The sequence below is a fragment of the Coraliomargarita algicola genome (assembly GCF_033878955.1).
GTDB classification, from domain to species: Bacteria; Verrucomicrobiota; Verrucomicrobiia; order Opitutales; family Coraliomargaritaceae; genus Thalassobacterium; species Thalassobacterium algicola.
On record NZ_CP138858.1, the window covers coordinates 2,465,001 to 2,485,969 of the forward strand.

A 20,969-nucleotide genomic window follows, 5' to 3' on the forward strand; every position below is an offset into this window, starting at 1 on the left:
ACGCACAAATCTTCTAGCAATACATTTCCCGCCAATTTCTCAGTTATTTAAAATTCAAATAGCGAAGCACTAGACACATAGCGGCTGCAAATCAATCGACAAACACAGCCACTTCCCCGGAAAAGAGCCCTCAGGCTATGGATAAATTCGAATCTCGAAAAAGCCGGCCGGCAAATCAGCAGGAAAGCCCGCCTCAACCAACCAGCTATACGCAGCAACATCAAAAGCCGCATCGCCGGAGCTGACCGAAAGCGTCGGTCGCCCAAGCACACGACCGCCTGCCTCTACACGTAAATAATACGAAACCGGCTGAATCGCCTGCATCGAAAGTAAATCCACCCCCACAGGCAATACGCGCAGCACCTCCCCATTCAAGAGACGCACCTCAGCAAACCGCCCAGTCGCCTCAAGCTGCTGAGGCGTCACTTCCCCCTGCCCAAAATGACGGAACAGATCCCAATACCTCAAAGCCAACAGATCGATCGGCTCAGCCACAGAGTCACTAAACCCATCCAGCAATTCCTTAGAAACCAGCGCCGAGGAAAAATCAATGCTCGGCTCATAGGCCGGAAACCGCAATAAACCGCGCTCACGCGATGGAGGATTTAAGTTATGCGCCGCATTCCAACGTCCGGGCACAAAGAGCGGCGCAGAGTCAAACAAAGCGGCCTGTTCTTCAAGCTCAGCTCCAGAAAGCAAGGTATCTGGCGAAACGTATTGCACGAAAGGCCGATGCTCCTCTCGCGTTGGCAAGGGGGTGGACGTCACATGAAAAACCAGAAAACCTGCGAAATGCACGCAAACGCCCAACAATAACGAAATGCGCAAAAACGGCGACACAATTTGCCGCGAGCGACTCTGGCCGACATTCGACTGGACATTCCTAACTGGCATCACATCACAGAAAGAAATCCTGATTCCGCGGAATCGACCGCGCCGGATAGCGGAGAGAGGGGCGAACTTGGGCTCGATTTCTTTTCATGCTCACCAGCAATCTGCACCTGCACAAAGCCGGCACTCTGCGCCATACTGCAAAGCTTTAAGAAGAGCTGCAAATCCATCGCGCCTTCAGTTTTCACCAGCAAGACCACATCCTCACCTTGCATATCCTCAATATGCAGCTGAAAACCTCGCTCAATCGAATTCAGCTCGAAAACCGCGCCATCAAAAAAGAGCATTCCACGGTTACCAATAGTCAGCACCGCAACCGGCAAGCTGCTCGGCTGCATCTGCATCTCGGAATCCGGCAGATCGACGCGCACCCCGGGAACCATAACAAAGCGGGTAAATACCAAGCTAAAAAGCAATGCGATCACTAGTAAGTCGAGAACGGGGACAACATCCAACTTGATCGAAGGCCGCCGCAACTGCTCCATCAGCCCCAGCGGCTCCGTGTAACTGTGGCGCGCCGTCCGGCTCCCCTCTTTTTTATTCTCTGTATGAATCACAGCCATACTAGCGCTCCACGCTCTCCTCCGGGCGATCCCCCTGAAGCACAGGTTCCGTGCTCAAAAACTCATGGATATCGTGGCCGACCCACTCAAAATCATGAACCAGCGCGCGCACCCGTCCGGATAAAAAATGGTAGGCCAGCATTGCCATAACTGAAATCGCCAGCCCTGAAGCCGAAGTCACCAACGCCTCTGCCAGCAGACGACTGAACACGCCGCTATCTCCATTAAAAGATTCCAAAGAGTACAAGGCCTGCAGCGCGGCAATTAAGGTTCCCAGAAAACCAAGCATCGGCGCCACTCGTGCTAAAGCAGCAATCGTTGCAATGCGCCGCTCCAAGGTCGGAATCTCAACAATCGCAGCGGACTGAATCGCCGAACGAATCGACTCACGCGACTCCCCATAGTGCAGCAGAGCAGACTTCACAATGCGTGCCATGGGCCCCGGCGTATCCTCACACAGAGTCAGCGCCTCGACCAATCGTTTCTTACGGACCAGGTTCTTAATACCACTCAGAAAGTCCTCTGTTCCAATCTGCCCCTTGTGCAAATAAAGCGAGCGCTCAATAAAGAGCACAAAACCGAGTAAGCTCACAAAAAGCAGCGGATACATCACGGGGCCGCCCTGTAAGATAAAATTATTTTGAAAGTAATCCATGTCCTATTCCTATCTGTGTTCCATTCTATACTATTCAACATCAAGCAGTCGATCCGCTCGCGAGATCGCGATGTGCCGCCCGGGTAGATCATAGGCGATCAACTGCCGATACACACGCCGCGCCTCCACAACACCACCTTCGCCTTCAAGGATCTCGCCAAGTTGAAGCATCGAACGAGCCACCCAGTATCGCCCTGCAGCTCCCAACTCTTCCGCCTTTTGCCCCTCTAACAGGAAGCGGGAGACAGACAAAGAAAGCACCTCCTTGGCCTGCTCGATAGAGTTCCTTTTTATCAACGCGAAAGCCCATTTATGCGCCGCTTCAGCCTGAAAATCCAAAGGTAGATTGGGCAAATCCAACAGCCGCTCCAAAATAACAACAACATCCCCCAGAGCGTTCGGCTCATTGCCCGCCAAAGCCAGCATACAATCCGCACGCGACAACTCGGCTACGTATCGCAGCTCATGCGCCGGAAGCCCATTGATCAAATTTTCATACACAATCTGCGCCCCCGCAAAGTCATTCATCGAGCGCAGCAGGTTTCCCTGCTTCAGCCGCGCGAAATAAAACAACGAGTCCGAGGCGTATCGTTCCGCCAGGTCATTATGCAAGACCACCGCCTGCGGATAAAATTCGGCACCGCGACGCTCACAATAAAGCGCAGCCTCAAACAGCGCCTGCGGAGCCAGTGGACTATTCGGGTAGATCTGCGCTAAACTAGTTAAGGTCGCTTGCGCCGACTCAAAGTCTCCCACCAATCCATGATAGGCAGCCTCGATCAAATACGAGCGCTGGGCGGCAGCAGTGTCCGCAAACTCTTTGCGCAATTGCGTCAAGACCTCCATTCCTTCATTAGCATTACCACTGCGCATCAACACATCACCCTGCAGAAGCAAAATCTCAGTCTCCAACAAAATAACATCTTCTTCGCCCAGCGAGTTCGCCCCTTCCTTGGGCAATGAGTTTAAACGTGCCAGCAAGCGGGAAACACGCTCCTCCAGCCCCTCCATCTCCTTCGTTTCTAAAGAGAGATACGCCTCCAACCAGCGCAAGCGGATATCCAAAGCCGCCGGAATCGCAATCGCCAGAGAATCTTTCAAGAGTAAGCGCACCCGCGTCAGCGCACGCTCCAACTCCCCGTTCACTTGAAGCGCCTGCGCCACATTCCACTCCGCCCGCCAGCGATCCAACAAGCCCACACTTCCACTAAAATCGACTTCATCGATCAACTGCAAAGCCGCATCCACCGCACCGACACGCAACTGCGCCGAGATCAAGCGCAGAAAAAGCCCTCCATCCCGAGCGCCCAATTCGCGACTTCGCGCCGCCGAGTAAAAATCGACCGCATTGGCAAAGTCGCGATTCAAAAAATAACAATCGCCGATCAAGCGATTCAATTCAACCAACTCTTGAGAATCTGTCGACTGATCCCGCAATTGAATCAGCAGATCCGCCGCCGCCCGATACTGAGGCGGCTTGCGCTCCAAAGCCGCATACGCGAGCAGACGATACACATTGGTGATTTCGCGAAGCCCCGGGAACTGCTCCAACAAGATGCGTGCATCACGCTCCGCAAGTGCCAACATCGAGGGATCCTTCATCGCAATTTGGCTGCGCAAATAATACATTTGCCCCAGCAAGGGGTGCGGCTCCGTGCGTGAAATAATCACTTTCAAAAAATCCAGCAGATCTGCCTCCTGCCCTGCGGTGCGCGCCAACAACTGTAGCGCGATCCCCATTGCTTCGCGATTCTTCCCGTGCTGTATCAATTGCTTCAGAGCCGCACGACCACTCTCCGAATCCGGCCCCAGAATGATCCCCTTCAACAAGCGCAAATGCTCACGCTTCCCGGCACCATAACCGGCAGAAATATTCTCCAGCTCACGTTCAATCGCACCGACCGCTTCACCTACGCGCCCCAAGCTGTAGAGCGTCACCGCATACTCACGCACAAAAGGATACGCCACGGCCTGACCTTCCAATCGGTTAATTTTAGACCTCAGCTCAGCCGCTAATGCCTCATCTGCGGGTGCCCTCAATAACTCCTGCCGTAAAATAAGCCCCTCAAAGAAGGAACGCAAGAGAGGCATTTTAGCCAAGTCTGCCGCACGCCGATAAGCAGCCGTCGCCTGGTCTGAATCTCCATCCAGCTCGGCCCTCAACCCCTGCAATAAAGCCAACCATGGAAGATCCTCCGTCGACAAAGCAGTCTTGGACACCCGCTTCAAAGCAGCTCGAAATGCTTCGACCTCCATTCGCGGGCCTCCGTCCCCATAAATCGCAATCGCCAAATAGAGCGGATGTGCCCCGACTTGTAGCTCAGAGGGCACCAACTCCAGCTGCGCACGTGCTGCCTGATAGCGCCCCTGCCCAATCAAGGCCTTGGCCAAGCCAACTTTAAGCGTTGCAAGTCGCTCCGGCGTCAATTCCGCAGAGCGAGTCAAAATCCCCCGGTAGATCGACTCAGCCACCGCAGGTAGGCCCGCACGTAAAGCGCGTTCCGCACTATCGATTCGCCAGTCCAACTCGATCTGTCCCTCGACATCAACCTCGGCGACACGGTCTACCGTCAACGGTGATTGCGCCCATAAAGCCGCCCCCACCAATAAAGGTAGCCAACAAATAGCTGAAAGCCGAAAACGAGTAATCCAATCGAAACACATACAGATCCTCCGATGACAACCACTCTGCCCCACAGTTGCAAAGTGATTTTCGCATCATCTTCAGTAGAGTGTTTTTGTAGGTTTTGATTCACGTCTTTTGCAGTAGCAGTCTCAATGGAGCTAGAGGAACTCAGGATGAAAGCCTCCAGATATAATACCCTTCTGAGTCACTCAAATAAAACATTTGTGTTCACATCCGTGTGCAGCAACGGCACAAAAAAAACCACAAGTCGCTATAGGCGAGCAACTTCCGGCAAAAAATGGGGTGGCTAACGGGATTCGAACCCGCGACCCTCGGCATCACAAGCCGATGCTCTAACCAACTGAGCTATAGCCACCATACAGAGAAAATCTCTTAATCCTTCCTGCGAAAGAACGGACATGCTCTTTTTCTAAGAGAGCTTGTCAATAGTCTGTTCAACTTTTTTTCACTTATTTTGCGCCTGCATAATTTCCATCGGCGAACGTCGATTACGATACAGTTCAGCCATCGTTTTCATCGCTGGCCCCGAGTGCTTAAAAAAACGCTTCAAACCTGCACACAAGTAACTAACACCATATTCACCATCGCGAGTGCGAGCGAAGCGATGCTTGGGACAATCACCATTGCAGCAAAAGAGCACTTCGCACTCACGGCACTGCCGCGGCAAACGACTGCGCTTGGCCTCACCAAATTCACGCATTTGCTGACTATCGACCATGGAAGCAATGCTCTGGTTCATGACATTTCCCAAACGATAGCGAGGATACACATAATGATCGCAAGCATAGAGGTCGCCATTATGCTCCATCGCTAACGCACGCCCACAGGTCTCGGCATACATACAAACACCGCCGGGTGCGCCGACCCACTTCCCCAGTGTCACATCAAACAGCTGCACGTAGACCCGACCGACATCCCGACTAACCCAGCGATCAAAAATTTTGCAATAAAAGTCGCCAAGCGCACCAGCAGGCACAGACCAATCAGTCACTTCGGGCTCGAAATGCAAGCTAGCAGCCCCCGAAAGATCAGGTGGATGCGAAAGCCCGAGACCGAGCTGGTTCGAATCGCTGTCGGCACGACGCTCCAACAGAGGTATAAACTGGATATACTGCGAGCCGATTTCACGCAAAAAACGATACACTTCGAGTGGATACTGCACATTCTTAGCATTGACCACCGTCAAAGTGTTAAACTCCACTCCATGCTTCTTGCAGAGCTCGATCCCTCGCACCACTTGCCGATACGTGCCGTGCCCTTTGCGATTCAGACGATAGGCATCGTGTAAATGCTGCGGGCCATCGATACTAATACCAACCAGGAAATTATTCGCTTTCAGAAACTCACACCATTCGTCCGTCAACAAAGTCCCATTGGTCTGAAATGCATTCTCAATGCGCTTCCCGCCCGCATAACGCGCCTGCAAGGCAACCACTTTCTTAAAAAACGGTAAGCCCGCTAATGTCGGCTCCCCTCCCTGCCATGCAAAACTCACCTCCCGCCGTGGCTGCGCCTCAATATAGCCCCGAATATAAGCCTCCAGTATAGCGTCGCTCATCTTAAACGCATGATTGGACGGAAAAAGCTTAGTTTTCTCCAAATAAAAACAATAGGTACAATCCAAATTACATAACGGCCCCGCAGGCTTCGTCATGATGTGAAATGATTCATTAGCTTTCATCTGTGATAAAATTTGAAAGAAAAGTCTTGCCCAAGGCAAGTTCATTATTAAAGTTTTGCTAATAATACAACATTATGAAATCAGTCCAGCTTAACAATAATGTCCTGCGCGATGGCCACCAAAGCCTCGCCGCCACCCGCATGCGCACCGAGCAAATGCTCCCCGTTTGCGAGCAACTTGATAACTGGGGCTTCGGCGCACTCGAAACCTGGGGAGGCGCAACGATCGATTCCGGCCTGCGCTTTTTAGATGAATTCCCCTTCGATCGTCTCGACGCACTCAAGAAGGCCTGCCCGAAGACGCCTCACATGATGTTGCTGCGCGGGCAGAACATCGTGCAATACGCCCACTTCCCCGACGACGTAGTAACGGCCTTTATTAAGACCAGTGCCGACCACGGAATGAATATCTTCCGCATCTTCGATGCGCTCAACGATACGCGCAATATGAAGTGCGCGATCGATGCCGCCAAAGCGGCGGGTGCGCAAGCCCACGGCACGATCTGCTACACCAGCAGCCCGGTCCACACCGTCGCCAAGTTTATCGAAATGGGCGTAGAGCTCGAAAAAATGGGTGCCGACGCCATCGTACTTAAAGACATGGCCGGATTGATCCCTCCGATGGAAGCCTTTGCCATCATCGACGGCTTAAAGAAGAAGCTCAAAATCCCAGTCTGGATTCATACACACGACACCGCGGGCCTCGGCACCAATACATACATGTCGGCCATCGACGCAGGCGTGGATGCCATCGACCTCTCCGTTTCGCCCTTTGCCAATGGCACGGGCCAGCCTGACACCACTCGCATGTTGGCAATTATGCAGGGCCACGAGCGCTGCCCTCAAATTTCCGACGAGCAACGCAAGTCTCTCAGAGAGGTGCGTACGCATCTGGAAAAAGTTTACGCCGAAATGGGTGAGTTCACCAGCCACAAGAACGAGGTGATCGACGTCGATACGCTCGAATACCAAGTACCTGGTGGCATGCTCTCCAATTTCCGCACTCAGTTGAAGGAACAGAAGATGGAAGACAAATTTGAAGACGTCTTCCGTGAAATCCCTGTCGTGCGTGAAGCACTCGGCTGGATTCCACTGGTGACCCCAACCTCTCAGATCGTTGGCATGCAGGCATTCCTCAACGTTAAGTTTGGTCGCTGGAAACAAATGTCCCCGCAAGCCGCCGACATCGCGCTGGGTTATTACGGTCAATGCCCCGCAGCGGTAGACCCCGAAGTGCAAAAGATCGCAGCGAAGCAAGCCGGCAAAGAACCAATCACTTGCCGTCCGGTCGAAGCCCCCGGCGCCGTGCACAAGCACATGGACGACCTACGCAAGGAACTCAAAGCCAAAAACTTCCCTAGCGACAACGAGCACTGCGTCATCCACGCCATGTTCCCCCCACAGCTTGAAAAGCACTTAAAAGGCGAAGGCCCCAAGCCCAAGCCGGTCGCAATTCCAGCGGAAACACCTAAAGCGGCCCCAGCACCGGCCCCTGCCACCGCAGCCAGCACCAGCAATGGTCCACAAAAGCGCTACGGGCTCACCATAAACGGCAAGCAAATTGAAGTCGCCGTGCAAGAAATCGTGTAATCACAACAATTCAGCATAACCTTCACGAAAGCTCGGGAACTTTGGACGCCAATCCAAAGCCTCCCGGGCTTTTTTATTACTAATCAATCGATGCGGCATTCGGCCGCCCCGACGCTTCAAGCGCTCAGAGACATTCTCAGGATTAAAAACCGGAGACGATAAACCCAGTGCTTTGGCCAAATATGTGAGCACTTCAGCCTTAGTCGCTGGCCCATCGTCGGCGATATTATAAATCCCCGCAGGCGCCCCGCCACTAATCACGGCACAAATGGCAGCCACAATATCTTCTAAGTGGATCATATTGAGCGCATAATCCCCACGCCCGGGGATTTCACCCGCACCATCGCGAATTTGATCCAATAAGTAATGCCGCCCTGGCCCATAAATACCAGCCAAGCGCAGCACATACCAGTTCGGCAAGAAAGCGGCCTCCGCGAACAAGGCTTCTGATTCAAGAAGCACTTGCCCCGTGGGAGGCGCGGCACGAGTGTCAGCACTTTCATCGACAGTCGCTCCGCCATCCTGCGGATACACCGAAGTACTACTGGTATAGACATAGCTGCCGATCGACTGCGACCGGGCCCAGTCCAGAATCGACTGTTGCCCCGCAAGATAAGATTTACGATAGCCCGCCAAGCCGCCGCCCGCAGAGCTCACGCAATTGACCACCGCTTGATAGCGTCCGCGGACTTGCCCATGCCACTCGGCAGAGTCCAGTTCAGCTTCAATCACCTCCTCCAAGCCCAGCGCACGCAGGCCTGCCGCCTGCTCCGCATTACGCGTCAACGCTCCAACCCGCACACCCTGCTGGATCAAATGCCTAGCGAGTGCCGTGCCCACGTAGCCACAGCCAAATATAATTACCGATACAGGGAGTTGTTGAAAGTGCGCCATTTTATTTTTCCAGAGCTTGTCGGATGCGTTCGAGTCAGCCAACATTCGCCCCCAATGCAAACCGCACAACCAGAAAAAGTCCGCGCCTACCTACTCGACCTGCAAGATCGTATCTGCGCCGCGCTGGAAAACGAAGACGGTCAAGCCCGCTTCCAGGAGGATAGCTGGACACGCGAAGAGGGCGGCGGCGGACGCTCTCGCGTGATGGCCGACGGACAGGTTTTTGAAAAAGCAGGTATCAATTTCTCGGACGTACAAGGCAGTCAACTCCCCGCGTCCGCCACAGCAAAGCGCCCGCAACTCGCCGGAGCTAGCTTTCGAGCCATGGGTGTATCACTGGTCATACATCCACTCAATCCACACGTGCCAACCACCCACATGAACGTGCGCTTCTTTTACGCCGAACCGACAGACGGCGCGCCGATCTGGTGGTTCGGCGGCGGCTTCGACCTGACTCCCTACTATGGCCAACGCGAAGACGCAATCCATTGGCACCAGACCGCACGCGCTGCTTGCCAACCCTTCGGCAATGCGCTCTATCCCAAATTTAAACAAATCTGCGACGAGTATTTTTATCTGCCACACCGCGCAGAGCCGCGCGGCATCGGCGGCATCTTCTTCGACGACTACGCCGAAGGCGGCTTCGAACAAGCCTTCGCCTTTATGCAATCCGTAGGCGACCACTTCGTGCCCGCCTACCAGCCCATTGTGGCGCGCCGCAAAGACAGCCCATTCAGCGATGCCCAGCGTCAATTCCAACTCTATCGCCGCGGACGCTACGTCGAGTTCAACCTCGTCTATGACCGCGGCACCCACTTCGGACTGCAGTCCAAAGGCCGCACCGAGTCGATCCTCATGTCACTCCCGCCACTCGTCCGCTGGGACTATGACTGGCACCCCGAGCCCAAGACCCCCGAGGCGGAGCTCTACGATGTCTATCTAAAACCCCAAGACTGGGCCAACCAATCAGTAAATTCCTAATTCCCAATTCCTAATTCCAAATGACACCACGCCAACGTTTTCTCGCCGCCGCCCACCAACAACCCGTCGACCGTCCACCGATCTGGCTGATGCGCCAGGCGGGCCGCTACCTTCCCGAGTATCGGGAGTTAAAAGCGCAGCACGACTTTGTCACCATGGTGCGCACGCCCGAGCTAGCCGCAGAGGTCACATTACAACCGCTGCGCCGCTTCCCTCTCGATGCCGCAATTATCTTTTCCGACATCCTCGTCATCCCGGAAGCTCTGGGGCAAGGCTACCACTTCCGAGATCAGGGCGGGATCGGCATGGACTACCTACTCGACACCAAGGCCAAGATCGAAGCACTGGATAATTCTAAAATTGCTGAAAACCTAAAATACGTAGCCGACGCACTCACGCTGACTCGAAAAAAACTAGGCGAAGACACCGCCCTACTCGGCTTCTGCGGCTCTCCATGGACGCTGGCTTGCTACATGATCGAAGGCGGCTCCGCCAAAGACTTTATAAAAATCAAACAACTCGCTTGGGGGCAACCCGAGCTTTTTGAACTGCTGATGCAGAAACTCACCGATGCCATCGTCGAATATTTGCACATGCAGATCGATGCCGGTGCCGATGCACTACAGATCTTCGATTCCTGGGGAGCCATCTGCCCCGCCACTCACTACGAGGCTTGGTCCCTGCGCTGGGTTCACCATATTATCAACAAGCTAAAAGACCGCGTGCCCGTAATTCTCTATGCCAAAGGCATGGGCCACAAAGCCCCCGACCTCATGCATACCGGCGCCAAAGTCATTAGCCTGGACTGGACGATGAACCTACGCCGCATGCGCCAAAGCATCGGTCACGGAGCTGCGGTGCAAGGTAACCTCGACCCCATCACACTGACCACGACGCCCGAGATCACCCAAGTCGAAGCGAAACGCGTACTCGACGAAGCTGGCAAAATGCCTGGTTTCATCTTCAACCTAGGCCATGGCATGGTTCCCAGCGCCAAGATCGAATGCGTGGAAGCCTTGATGGAAGTCGTGACCGGACAGAAAAACGCGTAGTGAGCTGGGCTCAGCCACCTCACAGTATCGGACAGCTGCGACCAAACGACGCTCGTGCTCGCGCGCCAGTGTTGCAAACGAACTCAGCGAGATTCTCGAATGATCCTGATAGTAAGAATAGTCAGATGCCAGAGATGACTACTTCTTCGTCAACGCGCCGCCTTCCAGCAGCATGCCCATCTTGGCGCGCAGCGAAGTGGCAATGGCCTGATCATCGGCAGGGTTCTCAGCGATACAATTGACAATCGCACTGCCCACAACGACGCCATCGGCGGCTTGAGCAACGGTGCGCACGTGGTCAGCATTCGAGATACCAAAGCCCACGACAACCGGTAGGTCGGTATGCTTTTTAATTTGAGCCACATTGGCTTGAATACTTTCAGACATCGAAGCCTGCTCCCCCGTTACGCCCTCGCGGGAAACATAATAAACAAATCCCGTCGTCGCCTTACAAATAATTTCCAAACGTGAATCAGGCGTCGTCGGTGCAACAATAAAGACAGTCTGTATAGCATGCTTCGCGCACGCTTCCAAGTGCTCCCCCGCTTCTTCGGGCGGCAAATCGAGGGTCAAAATACCATCCACCCCCGCCGCTTTGGCGCGCTCCGCGTAAGCCTGACTCCCTTGCGCAAAGACCAAGTTATAGTAAGTATAAAAAATGATCGGCACCTCGCTGAACTCGCGAATGGCACGCACTAAATCAAGCACACGCTCGCTATTGGAGCCACTTTCAAGCGCACGTTGTGCCGCCAGCTGATTCGTCAGCCCATCGGCGAGTGGGTCGGAAAAAGGCACCCCAAGCTCTAACACATCCACTCCGGACTCGATCACGGCACGGCAGGCAGCCAGCGAGCCCTCAAAATTGGGATCCCCCGCACATAGATATCCGACAAAGGCGGCACGATTCTCTGCGCGGGCTTGAGCAAAAGCTTTTTCAATTCGGTTCATAGAAAGATATGAAGGTATGAAACTTGGAAAGTGGAAAGGTAAAACTGAAGCTAGGCGACAAAGTCTCTCACACGGGTAGCCCCGCATCCTCACCTACGACACCAAGCACAGCAAAGCGCCAACAAGCGCTAACTATTCCGAATCAGCGCTTTCTCAATCAACGGCAGCATCTTACCATGACGGAAGAGTGTCACCTGCCCAGTGCTTCCAGAAACCACAATGCAGAGGCAATCAATCGCTTGCGTGATCGAGGCCGCAGCGGCATGCCGACTACCTAAGCCACTGTGCAACTCGTGGGTGTAATCCGGCGCATGAATCAAGGAGCCTGCTGAAATGAGCACGCCATCTCCTCGTATGATGAATGCCCCATCAATCGAAGAAAGCTCCTTAACAGTCTCATCCATAAATGGGTTGAGAATATTGCGGTCCTCATCCTTATAACCATAAAACGGATTGAGAATCAACGGCTTGGTGTACTGTGAGATCTGCTCCGCGTTGCCCAAGGCAAACAAGCACCCCACCGGATGCCCCTCGCGCCCCTCGACGGCTAACTCTGTCGCAATCGCCAACACACGCTCGATCACTTCAGGTTTCACACTAGCGGGCAACATATCCGACTTACTCGCCAACATGGTGTCAAACTCACGTTCAACATCCACAACAGTGATACTATCAAACTGGTTACTCTGCGGCAGTCCGCCGATACAACACAGACGATCCTGACTGGAAAAAATCCCCCGCGTGAGCCCGATCAAGACAGCGCTGCGTAATTGCGAGAAGCGGTGATTACTATACGAACGAATCGGAATCACCGCATCGATTTCTTCGCGCTCGGTCGCAGCATCCGAAGTACCATGTGCGATCAACACCGTCTTAAAACCTTTAAATACCTTCCCCACTTCCACGCCACCGCCAAAAGTATCCGCGAAAACGAGCACAGACGTACATTGCGCCCCCTTGGCAATCTTAGCGGCTTCACGTAAAATTAGGTTATTAAAACGATTATGCCGACGACGTGGCTGACTCTCCTCCCCCGCAAAGACCTGCTTTAACTCTTTGCGAAAATCCGACAACTTCTCGGCCGCCCGCAGCCGATCCATGTGCCCCTTATCCTGAAAGACCCGAGCCAGTGATGCCAGACTGTAAAGGTAACTGCGCGCATTCTCAGAAGCGAGCAGCAAAAAAATGTAACGAATATCCTGATACTCCGAATGCCCATCGTAGGCGAGCCCATTCGCACAACGGCCCACAGCAACCATATATGGGCGCTTCATATTGACCCGCGCGTGCGGCAGACACACACCATGCCCCAGATACGTCGTCATCTGACGCTCACGATCCAACAGGTCCGCAACCAAGCCCTTCTTAGTCAAGCCACGCTCCTTAGTCACATCGCAGACTTCGATTAATTCAGATACAGCGCTTTCAAAGTCCGTGCTTTTGAGGTCGATCACACGGGATTGGGCGATGTATCGGTCGATGCGCATGTAGGCGTGGCGGAGTTTCTAGGGTGACTTGTTCAAGTCGTTAAGCCACTATTTATGCGCGAGATAGAAAATCTAGCAACTATCAACTGCATTTTTGAACAATTATTGCTCCCACTCGATCGCACCTTTTTTCAATTCGTAGAAAAGACCTAACACGAGCACAAAGAGGAAGAAAAAGACCGGTAATACGATTGGCAAATTAGCAGAAAGAAACTCCCGAAAGGTTAATACCCACGGAAACAAGAAGACGACTTCGATATCAAACAAGATAAAGAGCATCGCAGTCACGTAGAACTTAATCGCAAATGGAGCATGCCCCGAGCCCTCAGCGAGCATGCCGCACTCATAAGGCGTATTCTTAATCGCGGTGTCTGTTCCGCGCTGCCCGAAGATATGCGACGCAATAATGACAAACGCGCCAATTCCGGCAGCGATTAAAATTTGAACAAGGATCGGATAATAGTCCGCGATTTGCATAGTAAAAAGAAGCAAGTCTGCTTTAGCTCAGAATTCAAGGTGTTTCTACACGGAATCGAAGAAAGTCAGCCCCAAATGGCCCCATGCCCTACCAGGGCGTCACACGTCGCAACCATGACTGCTTTTCAACGACCGGCTCGGGGGCCGGCTGCACGACGGGCTTTGGCTTTACACGCACTCCCTCCTCAGGCAGCGACAGCTTTTGAACATGTATCCGATCCGGATCAAACTCCCCCAGCCCAAGACTCGCCGCGAAAGGCAACTGCCGCGGCACAGGCTCGATCTCCGAAAACCCCTCAAGCACTCGCATCGTATTGATCCGGTCATAAAGCAAGCGATCCAGCGCGACCGGGTCGCTACTCATCCATAAACGCGGCTCGGAACGCGTGTAGATGGAATTGAAAAAGGGGCCTGCGATAAACTGATAGCGCTCCAAAGACACGAAGTTCAAAATCAGCCGTTCCTCCAGTTCGGGAATCGCGGCAATCTCGGCCACCGCCGCGGATGCCGTCGCTTGATTGACCAAGAAACGGCGACTATTACTCACATTCCAAAGCGTCGCATTGGCAAGAACGCCGTCGATCCCCAGCGCGGGATCATCGACGCCGACCGCTAAATTAATCCAAAAGTCGACCTCAAACAACAAGGGCTTAGGCAAATAACTTTTGCGCCCCTGCGCCCCCTCGGCAAGCTCGGTGGCACGACGTGTCTCGGAGATCAACTGCGGCTCCTGCTGCAACGCGGGCGGCAACGGACTATCATAAAACCATTCAGGATCATAGTATTGCTCAGAGTCCAAAGCCAATACTGGACTCCCTTCAAACTGCGCGGCCGACTCACTCAATGGCGGCATCACCCCCGCCTCTCGCAGATCATAGGCGGAGTAATCGACAATCAGAATCGCTCGCCGCTCATAGCCACGAGCTTCTAAAGCTTCCACCAAGGCGCGAATCAACTGCAGTGGCGTCCCCAGTCCGGCGCGCCCGCGCGTATTAACTTTAAGAGCCACCTGGCCCCGCTCGCCAGGCTGCAGCACTTGCCCCACCTCACGCTCATAAGCGGCCAACAATCGATCCACCTCTGTATAATATAAGCTTCCACTCGCCAGCGGCGACTCCCAGACCAGCCCCAATGGCGCACGCGGCACCAAAGCTGCCGTGGCAGAACTCCCCAGAAAAAGTCCCCACACAATCAACAGCAAAATGCGGAACCACTTTTGAGCGAAATTGACTAATCCACCTTGGGATGGCGCACAAATCGCGCCTCCAGCGCAATGATACGCCCGCCGCCTATCCACTTGACAGCTATAAAGCGGAAACGAGAGTAGACGCTTCGTCGTTTTGTTGCTAAATGCACTCACAAACCGAACACAATTCCCGCACATGTTAAAAGCAAACTTCAAAAGCGTATTCTTCATTACACTGGTCACGACCTTCACTTTACTGATTGGTTGCAGTAGTCCTGAAGAAAAAAAGGCCGCGCAAATCAAAGAAGCCCTCACCCTCTCTGCGGCTGGCTCGAACGCCGAAGCTTTGGAAATTCTCGAAAACCTCGCAACACTCTACCCCAACGATCTCGAAATCCTCAACTCCATCGGTCAGATCTACACCGCACAAGGCGACCCCACGATGGCCGCCTTCTTCCTCGAGCAGGCCTACCTACAGTCACCTGACGATACCGAGCTACTTTTCAAAACCTACCAGAGTCTGGAAGCAGCCAATCAACCTGCCGCTCACTTACTAGAGAAACTCTCGACCCAAGCCCCCGAAGCCATGACACCCGAGCTCTGGGTGCGTCTCGGTCAAACCCGCCAGGCAGAAAACAAAGTACAGTCCGCACTCGACGCCTACCTAAAGGGAGTCGATCCCGAAAAGAAAAAGCCAGCCCCTGAAACCGCAGCTTCCATCGGCCAACTCTTTGTCAAAGCGGGCAATCTACCACTCGCGGAATCGTGGCTAAAAATCGCCGCCGACAATGACGACCCCAACGCCTTAACCGCTCTCTTCGCGCTACTGGAAATCAACCTGCGCCAAAAAGACTGGGTCGATGCCGAAGCCACCATCGCTCAACTCGACAAACAATTTCCCGGCGCTGTGGAAGCCAGCCAATGGAACCAAGCACGACAGGAACTCATCCGCTGGCGCAAAGCACAGAACGAGATGAAGGCCAAACTCGCGCAAGCCGAAGCCGAGAAGAAAGCCGCCCAAGCCGCAGCAGAAAGAGCCGCCGCCGAACAAAAAGCTAAAGCCGAACAAGCCGCAGCGGCTGCAAAAGCGGCCGCCGAAAAAGCGAAAGCCGAAGAAGTAGCAAAAGAAACTCCGGCAAACGCCTCCGAATTAGCTCAAACTACCAGCGATACGCCTAAGACTACGACGCCAACAAGCGACAACGAGCCGGCGGTAACAACTGGAGGCAAGGCGCAAATCATCGCCGACCTCGAAGCAGCCGAAGCGATGGCCAATGCCCCCGCAATCGAGGGCGAAATGCCCGTCGACATCGACCCCGACATCACCGTGATCGATGCCTCAGAAAACAACAATCTGCCCATAGCCTTCAACCCCGCGATAGCGATCGAACCCGCCGACCCGGAAATCACTTTCGAAGTCGACTACGACCAGGCCACCAGCACCGGAGGTACCAACTATAGCATCGCTCCCATCGCGCCGGCAGACCCCATTACGCCAGCTGACCCTATTACGCCACAAACAGTCGAAGCGCCGATCGAAATCGAGGCCTTCCCCACCAGCGAACCCAAAGAGACATCAGTCGCCCCCATCCGCCCCAGCGAACGCCCTCGCACCATCGAAGAACTCATGGCCGACGCGGAGACCGCCACATTGGACCGCGACTTCAAATCCGCCATCCGTAAATACTGGGCAGCCATCAGCATTGCAAACAACAGGGCAGACGTCTGGAACCTGCTCTCCCGTTCCTACCTAGTCGACGGACAACTCAAAAACGCCGAAACCACAGCACTCGAAGCGGTTCGCCTAGAGCCACGTGAAGTCGCCTACACGCTCGATTACCTGCGTGTCGCGCAACGCTCCAAAGAACCCAGCGAATTCCTAGCTGAGCTCGAAACTGCCTTCGACCGCTTCCCCACCAGCCCGGAAATCACGCTCTCACTCGCCCGGGGCCACGAACGCATATCCAAAGACCTCCCCACTGCACGCAACCTATACCTACGTTTCATCGACACCGCCCCCAACCATCCGCTCGTCCCCGAGGCACGTGCAGCAGTCGCTCGTCTCCGTTAGTCTCACTCTCACTCTTATCAATCACTCTAATCACCGCGCATAGCGTAATTATTCAAAACCCTTGGCACGCGTTAAACAAAGCTCAATCGAAACCATCAAACACCAAGTCAACTTGGTCGATGTCGTCTCCCCCTACGCTCAACTCAAAAAAGCCGGGCGCTCATGGAAAGGACTCAGCCCATTCACGCAGGAAAAAACGGCCTCCTTTTACGTACACCCGGACCGCGGCTTTTATAAATGCTTCAGCACCGGTGAAGGCGGCGATTGTTTCACTTTTATAATGAAACAGGAAAACCTCGAATTCATCGAGGCAGTCGAGTTCTTGGCAAAAAAGTTTAACATCACCCTCGAATACGAAGAAGGCGGCCCCTCGCGCGAAGAAATGTCGTTGCGCAAACAGATCTTCGAGCTCCACGAACTCGCCACCACATGGTTTCACCAGCAGTTCCTCGAATCAGCCGAAGCAGGCCCCGTCCGCGATTACTGGAAAAATCAACGCGGCTTCACCCCGGAAACTGCTAAAGAAGTCAAGATCGGCTACGCCCCTGCTGCCCGTGATGCTTTCGCACTCTACTGTAAAGAGCGCAAGGTGTCGACTGCAGCCATGCATCAGTCCGGGCTATTCTTTGCCCGCGACGGCGAGCGTAATTACGAATACTTCAAATCCCGCTTTCGTGGCCGCCTGATGATCCCGATCCGCGATGTGCAAGGTCGCGTCGTCGCTTTCACTGCGCGCCAACTGCCACAAACCCCGGAAGACGACCCTGCCCGCGAAGCCAAATACGTCAACTCCCCCGAAACCCCCATTTTCCACAAGGGGCGTATTCTCTTCGGCATGGATCACGCCCGCACTCACCTCAAAGACGGAGAAAGCTTCCTGCTGGTAGAAGGCCAGCTCGATGCAATTCGCTGCTGGTCCGTAGGCCTCCACACCGCAGTCGCCCCGCAGGGCACCGCCATTACCGACGATCAGATGCACCTACTACGCCGCTATGAGCCTAAAAGCATCGAGTGCCTACTCGACGGCGACGCCGCAGGCCGAAAAGCCGCGCTACGTGCATTGCCACTCGCCTTCAAGGCTGGCTTGGAGTTCCGCTTCTTACTGTTGCCTGACAAGGCCGACCCCGATGACCTGCTGCGAGAACAGGGCGCAGAAGCACTGGAGCCGCTACGACAAAATTCCAAAAGCGCCATCGAGTTGCTCGTCGCCGACAACCTCCCTGAAGGACGCAGCCCGACCACCAACGAAAAGACCACCGCTCTACGCGCAGTGTTCGACCTACTGCACCACGTGCCGTCCGAAGTCGCCCGCGAGGACTACATCCAGATTGCCGCTCGCCTGGTAAACGTCGACCCCATGGCCGCCCTACGCGACTTCCAAAAGGACCCGCCCCACGCCCGGCTTTCAGTCGCGAAGAAGCCACCCCCACTCCCAAGACAACCCGAGACCCGCTATTGACACAGGCCGCTTGGGAGCTACTTTGGCTCGTTTTACATCATCCAGAACACGCCAAAAAGCTGTCAGAAATTATTGATTACGAATGGATTAATACAAATTCCACCACTGGCCGCCTACTCTCACGCCTACTTGCGGAGCTGCGCGAAGGAATGATTGAGAGCGTCGACCAAATAGAAAATATCATTGATACCATTGAAGAACGCCAACTCTTAGCCGATATTCATTCCCGCGAACTCAGCATTGAAGCGCCTGCCAAACAAATCGTATCCTGCCTCGAACGTCTCCGACGTAATCATGTAGACGCCCAGATTAAACATTTAAAACAAAAGATCATCAACGCAGCCCCCGAATCACAGATAGAGCTGATGCGTGAACAAAAAGCACTGATCCGCAACGTAGCGCAGCCCCTTCAACTCCAACTTTAAGACCGCACAAACTCACGAAACTAATTATGTCAGCCGCGAAAAAGAATACCGAAGAAGAAGAAATTCCCACCAATAAAGCCGACGCCGAAAAAGCACCGGCCAAAAAGAAGGTCGCGAAGAAAGCCGCACCTAAGAAAAAAACCGCGCCCAAGAAAAAAGTCGTGACCGAAGATGATACAGATGACGCAAAGCTCGTAGCTGCCACTGAGAAAGCCGCCAAAAAGCGCAAGCTCTCCCCCAAGGCGCAAGAAAAGCTCAACGAGCGCATCCGCAACCTGATCCGCCTCTCGAAAGAGCAGAGCTTCCTCACTTACAAAGACATCAATCAAGCCCTGCCCGATTCCGTCAATAACCCCGACGAAATCGAAAATGTCATTTCAATCCTGCAAAACCTCGAAGTCGAGATCCTCGACGACAACGAAGTCGACGCCTTCAAGGCACGCCAGGAAGAGACCGAAGAGAAAGAAGTTCGCACTTCCCAAAACGACATCCTCGACGATCCCGTCCGCATGTATCTCAAGCAAATGGGCCAAGTGCCCCTGCTGACACGTGAGGAAGAAGTCGCCATTTCCAAGCGCATCGAAAAGGCCGAACTTAAAGCACAAGACGCCCTATTCTCCACCGCACTCACACTCGAATTTCAAAACAACGTCGTACAAAAGCTGCTCAACCGCGAAGAACGCTTTGACCGAGTGGTGCTGGATAAGAAAATCGAAAGCCGCGAGGCTTACTTCAACAGCCTCCCCAAGCTACTCGAAGAAGCGCACCGCCTAGGCGAGCGCATCTACGCCGCATGGGATAGCCACGTAAATGCAAGCAACGAGGCCAACGCCAAGCGTGCCCGCACTCGCATGATGAAATACGAGGAGGAACTACGCAAAGTGCTGCGTAAATACTGCCTCAAACTCAAATGCTTCGAAGATTTCCTCAACGACCTCACACCGGTCTACCGCGAAGTTTCCAATCTATATGACGACTTGGCAGATGCCGACATGGTTTCTGCCCGCCGCAAAACCAAGGTCGATGTCAAAGCCACTCAAGAGCGCCTGGATGAGATCAAGGCGGAGTTCAAGATGGATTCACGCGAATTCATGGAGATCATACGCGAAGTGCGGCTCGGCATGCGCGAGGCTCACAAAGCCAAAACTGAAATGGTCGAAGCCAACTTGCGCCTCGTAATCTCGATCGCCAAGAAATACACCAACCGCGGACTCTCCTTTCTCGACCTCATTCAAGAAGGTAATATGGGCCTAATGAAAGCGGTAGAGAAATTTGAATACCGCCGTGGCTACAAATTCTCCACCTACGCTACTTGGTGGATTCGTCAGGCGATCACTCGCTCGATTGCAGACCAGGCACGGACCATTCGTATCCCGGTGCATATGATCGAGACCCTCAATAAGGTCATGCAAGTGCAAAAGCAACTCCTGCAAGAGCTCGGCCATGAACCTACCGCTGAAGAAGTCGCGGACGAAATGAACCTCCCGATCGAGCGCGTGCAGTCCATAATGAAGATGGCACAACAGCCGATCTCACTCCAGAGCCCGGTAGGCGACTCCGACGACACCAACTTCGGCGACTTCATCGAAGACAAAGGCGCGGAAAATCCATACGACATGACTGCCTACAGTTTGCTGCGCGAAAAGATCACCGACGTGCTCGACTCGCTCACAGAGCGTGAACGCCGCGTGCTCTCACTGCGCTTCGGCCTTGCAGACGGCTACTCCCGCACCTTGGAAGAAGTCGGCCGCCAGTTCAAAGTCACCCGTGAGCGTATTCGCCAAATCGAAGCCAAAGCACTGCGCAAGATGCGCCACCCGACGCGTATCCGCCAGCTACATGGCTTCTTCGAGGGTGACATCAACCTCGAAAAACCCGGCATGGACAGCATCAAACGGGAAAACGCCAAACATAAATAAGATCGCAAAGGCACTCCCACTACTATTTATTAAACTTAACAGAA

Annotated in this window: 17 protein-coding genes and 1 tRNA gene; 7 read left to right on the forward strand and 11 right to left on the reverse strand. The window is 53.9% G+C overall.

All coding sequences use genetic code 11. The features are described from left to right. Positions 1-135 precede the first annotated feature (135 nt). The 6 genes from SH580_RS09825 to SH580_RS09850 form a co-directional block, all read right to left on the reverse strand. Entirely contained in the window at positions 136-894 is a 759-nt protein-coding gene (locus SH580_RS09825; protein WP_319834812.1) for a hypothetical protein, read from the reverse strand. Next, the gene (locus SH580_RS09830; protein ID WP_319834813.1) at positions 894-1,454 is read right to left on the reverse strand and encodes an ExbD/TolR family protein; all 561 of its coding nucleotides are present in this window, start codon (positions 1,452-1,454) and stop codon (positions 894-896) included. The genes SH580_RS09825 and SH580_RS09830 overlap by 1 nt, the downstream gene beginning before the upstream one ends. 1 nt (position 1,455) lies before the next feature. Next, entirely contained in the window at positions 1,456-2,109 is a 654-nt protein-coding gene (locus tag SH580_RS09835; protein WP_319834814.1) for a MotA/TolQ/ExbB proton channel family protein, read from the reverse strand. A 30-nt stretch (positions 2,110-2,139) separates the two neighbouring features. Continuing rightward, positions 2,140-4,773, reverse strand: a complete 2,634-nt coding sequence (locus SH580_RS09840; RefSeq protein ID WP_319834815.1) for a hypothetical protein — start codon at positions 4,771-4,773, stop codon at positions 2,140-2,142. A 261-nt stretch (positions 4,774-5,034) separates the two neighbouring features. Next, positions 5,035-5,111, reverse strand: a tRNA-His gene (locus tag SH580_RS09845). Positions 5,112-5,201: 90 nt separating this feature from the next. Further along, a complete protein-coding gene (locus tag SH580_RS09850) occupies positions 5,202-6,437 on the reverse strand; it encodes an anaerobic sulfatase-maturation protein (protein ID WP_345786219.1) in 1,236 nt (411 codons plus the stop codon). Between the two features lie 74 nt (positions 6,438-6,511). On the opposite strand from SH580_RS09850, the gene SH580_RS09855 reads away from it, so the two are divergent. After that, on the forward strand, positions 6,512-8,026 hold the full coding sequence (locus SH580_RS09855; protein WP_319834817.1) for a pyruvate carboxylase subunit B: 1,515 nt from the start codon (positions 6,512-6,514) through the stop codon (positions 8,024-8,026). On the opposite strand, the gene SH580_RS09860 is transcribed toward SH580_RS09855, so the two are convergent. Then, complete coding sequence (locus tag SH580_RS09860; protein ID WP_319834818.1) at positions 8,027-8,920, reverse strand: NAD-dependent epimerase/dehydratase family protein; 894 nt, start codon at positions 8,918-8,920, stop codon at positions 8,027-8,029. Positions 8,921-8,974: 54 nt separating this feature from the next. Here SH580_RS09860 and hemF point away from each other — a divergent pair, with 54 nt between their 5' ends. Together hemF and hemE are read left to right on the forward strand one after the other, a co-directional pair. Then, complete coding sequence (hemF, locus tag SH580_RS09865) at positions 8,975-9,901, forward strand: oxygen-dependent coproporphyrinogen oxidase (RefSeq protein WP_319834819.1); 927 nt, start codon at positions 8,975-8,977, stop codon at positions 9,899-9,901. Positions 9,902-9,921: 20 nt separating this feature from the next. Further along, on the forward strand, positions 9,922-10,953 hold the full coding sequence (gene hemE / locus SH580_RS09870) for a uroporphyrinogen decarboxylase (protein ID WP_319834820.1): 1,032 nt from the start codon (positions 9,922-9,924) through the stop codon (positions 10,951-10,953). Between the two features lie 138 nt (positions 10,954-11,091). Here hemE and trpA read toward each other — a convergent pair whose 3' ends face one another. The 4 genes from trpA to SH580_RS09890 form a co-directional block, all read right to left on the reverse strand. Beyond that, complete coding sequence (trpA, locus tag SH580_RS09875) at positions 11,092-11,901, reverse strand: tryptophan synthase subunit alpha (protein WP_319834821.1); 810 nt, start codon at positions 11,899-11,901, stop codon at positions 11,092-11,094. Between the two features lie 128 nt (positions 11,902-12,029). Next, positions 12,030-13,388 (reverse strand): PTS sugar transporter subunit IIA, encoded by a 1,359-nt coding sequence (locus SH580_RS09880; RefSeq protein ID WP_319834822.1) that lies wholly within the window; start codon positions 13,386-13,388, stop codon positions 12,030-12,032. 102 nt (positions 13,389-13,490) lie between these two features. Continuing rightward, positions 13,491-13,865 (reverse strand): NADH-quinone oxidoreductase subunit A, encoded by a 375-nt coding sequence (locus tag SH580_RS09885; protein ID WP_319834823.1) that lies wholly within the window; start codon positions 13,863-13,865, stop codon positions 13,491-13,493. An 88-nt stretch (positions 13,866-13,953) separates the two neighbouring features. Continuing rightward, positions 13,954-15,054, reverse strand: a complete 1,101-nt coding sequence (locus SH580_RS09890; RefSeq protein WP_319834824.1) for a hypothetical protein — start codon at positions 15,052-15,054, stop codon at positions 13,954-13,956. 193 nt (positions 15,055-15,247) lie between these two features. Between SH580_RS09890 and SH580_RS09895 the strand changes: the two genes are divergently transcribed. The 4 genes from SH580_RS09895 (at position 15,248) to rpoD (ending at position 20,925) form a co-directional block, all read left to right on the forward strand. Beyond that, positions 15,248-17,122, forward strand: coding sequence for a tetratricopeptide repeat protein (locus SH580_RS09895; protein WP_319834825.1), 1,875 nt, complete (start codon positions 15,248-15,250; stop codon positions 17,120-17,122). 61 nt (positions 17,123-17,183) lie between these two features. After that, positions 17,184-18,581 carry a DNA primase gene (gene dnaG, locus SH580_RS09900; protein ID WP_319834826.1) on the forward strand — a complete coding sequence of 466 codons (1,398 nt, stop codon included), beginning with the start codon at positions 17,184-17,186 and terminating at the stop codon, positions 18,579-18,581. Further along, positions 18,578-19,006, forward strand: coding sequence for a DNA primase (locus SH580_RS09905; RefSeq protein ID WP_319834827.1), 429 nt, complete (start codon positions 18,578-18,580; stop codon positions 19,004-19,006). The genes dnaG and SH580_RS09905 overlap by 4 nt, the downstream gene beginning before the upstream one ends. A 26-nt stretch (positions 19,007-19,032) precedes the next feature. Beyond that, a complete protein-coding gene (gene rpoD, locus SH580_RS22020; protein WP_345786220.1) occupies positions 19,033-20,925 on the forward strand; it encodes an RNA polymerase sigma factor RpoD in 1,893 nt (630 codons plus the stop codon). The last annotated feature ends 44 nt before the right edge of the window (positions 20,926-20,969 follow it).

What these genes read in the sequence shown, in the direction of transcription:
- SH580_RS09825 (WP_319834812.1), bottom strand. Translation starts at nt 894, where the DNA reads ATGCCAGTTAGGAATGTCCAGTCGAATGTCGGCCAGAGTCGCTCGCGG.
- SH580_RS09830 (WP_319834813.1), bottom strand. Translation starts at nt 1,454, where the DNA reads ATGGCTGTGATTCATACAGAGAATAAAAAAGAGGGGAGCCGGACGGCG.
- SH580_RS09835 (WP_319834814.1), bottom strand. Translation starts at nt 2,109, where the DNA reads ATGGATTACTTTCAAAATAATTTTATCTTACAGGGCGGCCCCGTGATG.
- SH580_RS09840 (WP_319834815.1), bottom strand. Translation starts at nt 4,773, where the DNA reads ATGTGTTTCGATTGGATTACTCGTTTTCGGCTTTCAGCTATTTGTTGG.
- SH580_RS09850 (WP_345786219.1), bottom strand. Translation starts at nt 6,437, where the DNA reads ATGAAAGCTAATGAATCATTTCACATCATGACGAAGCCTGCGGGGCCG.
- SH580_RS09855 (WP_319834817.1), top strand. Translation starts at nt 6,512, where the DNA reads ATGAAATCAGTCCAGCTTAACAATAATGTCCTGCGCGATGGCCACCAA.
- SH580_RS09860 (WP_319834818.1), bottom strand. Translation starts at nt 8,920, where the DNA reads ATGGCGCACTTTCAACAACTCCCTGTATCGGTAATTATATTTGGCTGT.
- hemF (WP_319834819.1), top strand. Translation starts at nt 8,975, where the DNA reads ATGCAAACCGCACAACCAGAAAAAGTCCGCGCCTACCTACTCGACCTG.
- hemE (WP_319834820.1), top strand. Translation starts at nt 9,922, where the DNA reads ATGACACCACGCCAACGTTTTCTCGCCGCCGCCCACCAACAACCCGTC.
- trpA (WP_319834821.1), bottom strand. Translation starts at nt 11,901, where the DNA reads ATGAACCGAATTGAAAAAGCTTTTGCTCAAGCCCGCGCAGAGAATCGT.
- SH580_RS09880 (WP_319834822.1), bottom strand. Translation starts at nt 13,388, where the DNA reads ATGCGCATCGACCGATACATCGCCCAATCCCGTGTGATCGACCTCAAA.
- SH580_RS09885 (WP_319834823.1), bottom strand. Translation starts at nt 13,865, where the DNA reads ATGCAAATCGCGGACTATTATCCGATCCTTGTTCAAATTTTAATCGCT.
- SH580_RS09895 (WP_319834825.1), top strand. Translation starts at nt 15,248, where the DNA reads ATGTTAAAAGCAAACTTCAAAAGCGTATTCTTCATTACACTGGTCACG.
- rpoD (WP_345786220.1), top strand. Translation starts at nt 19,033, where the DNA reads ATGTCAGCCGCGAAAAAGAATACCGAAGAAGAAGAAATTCCCACCAAT.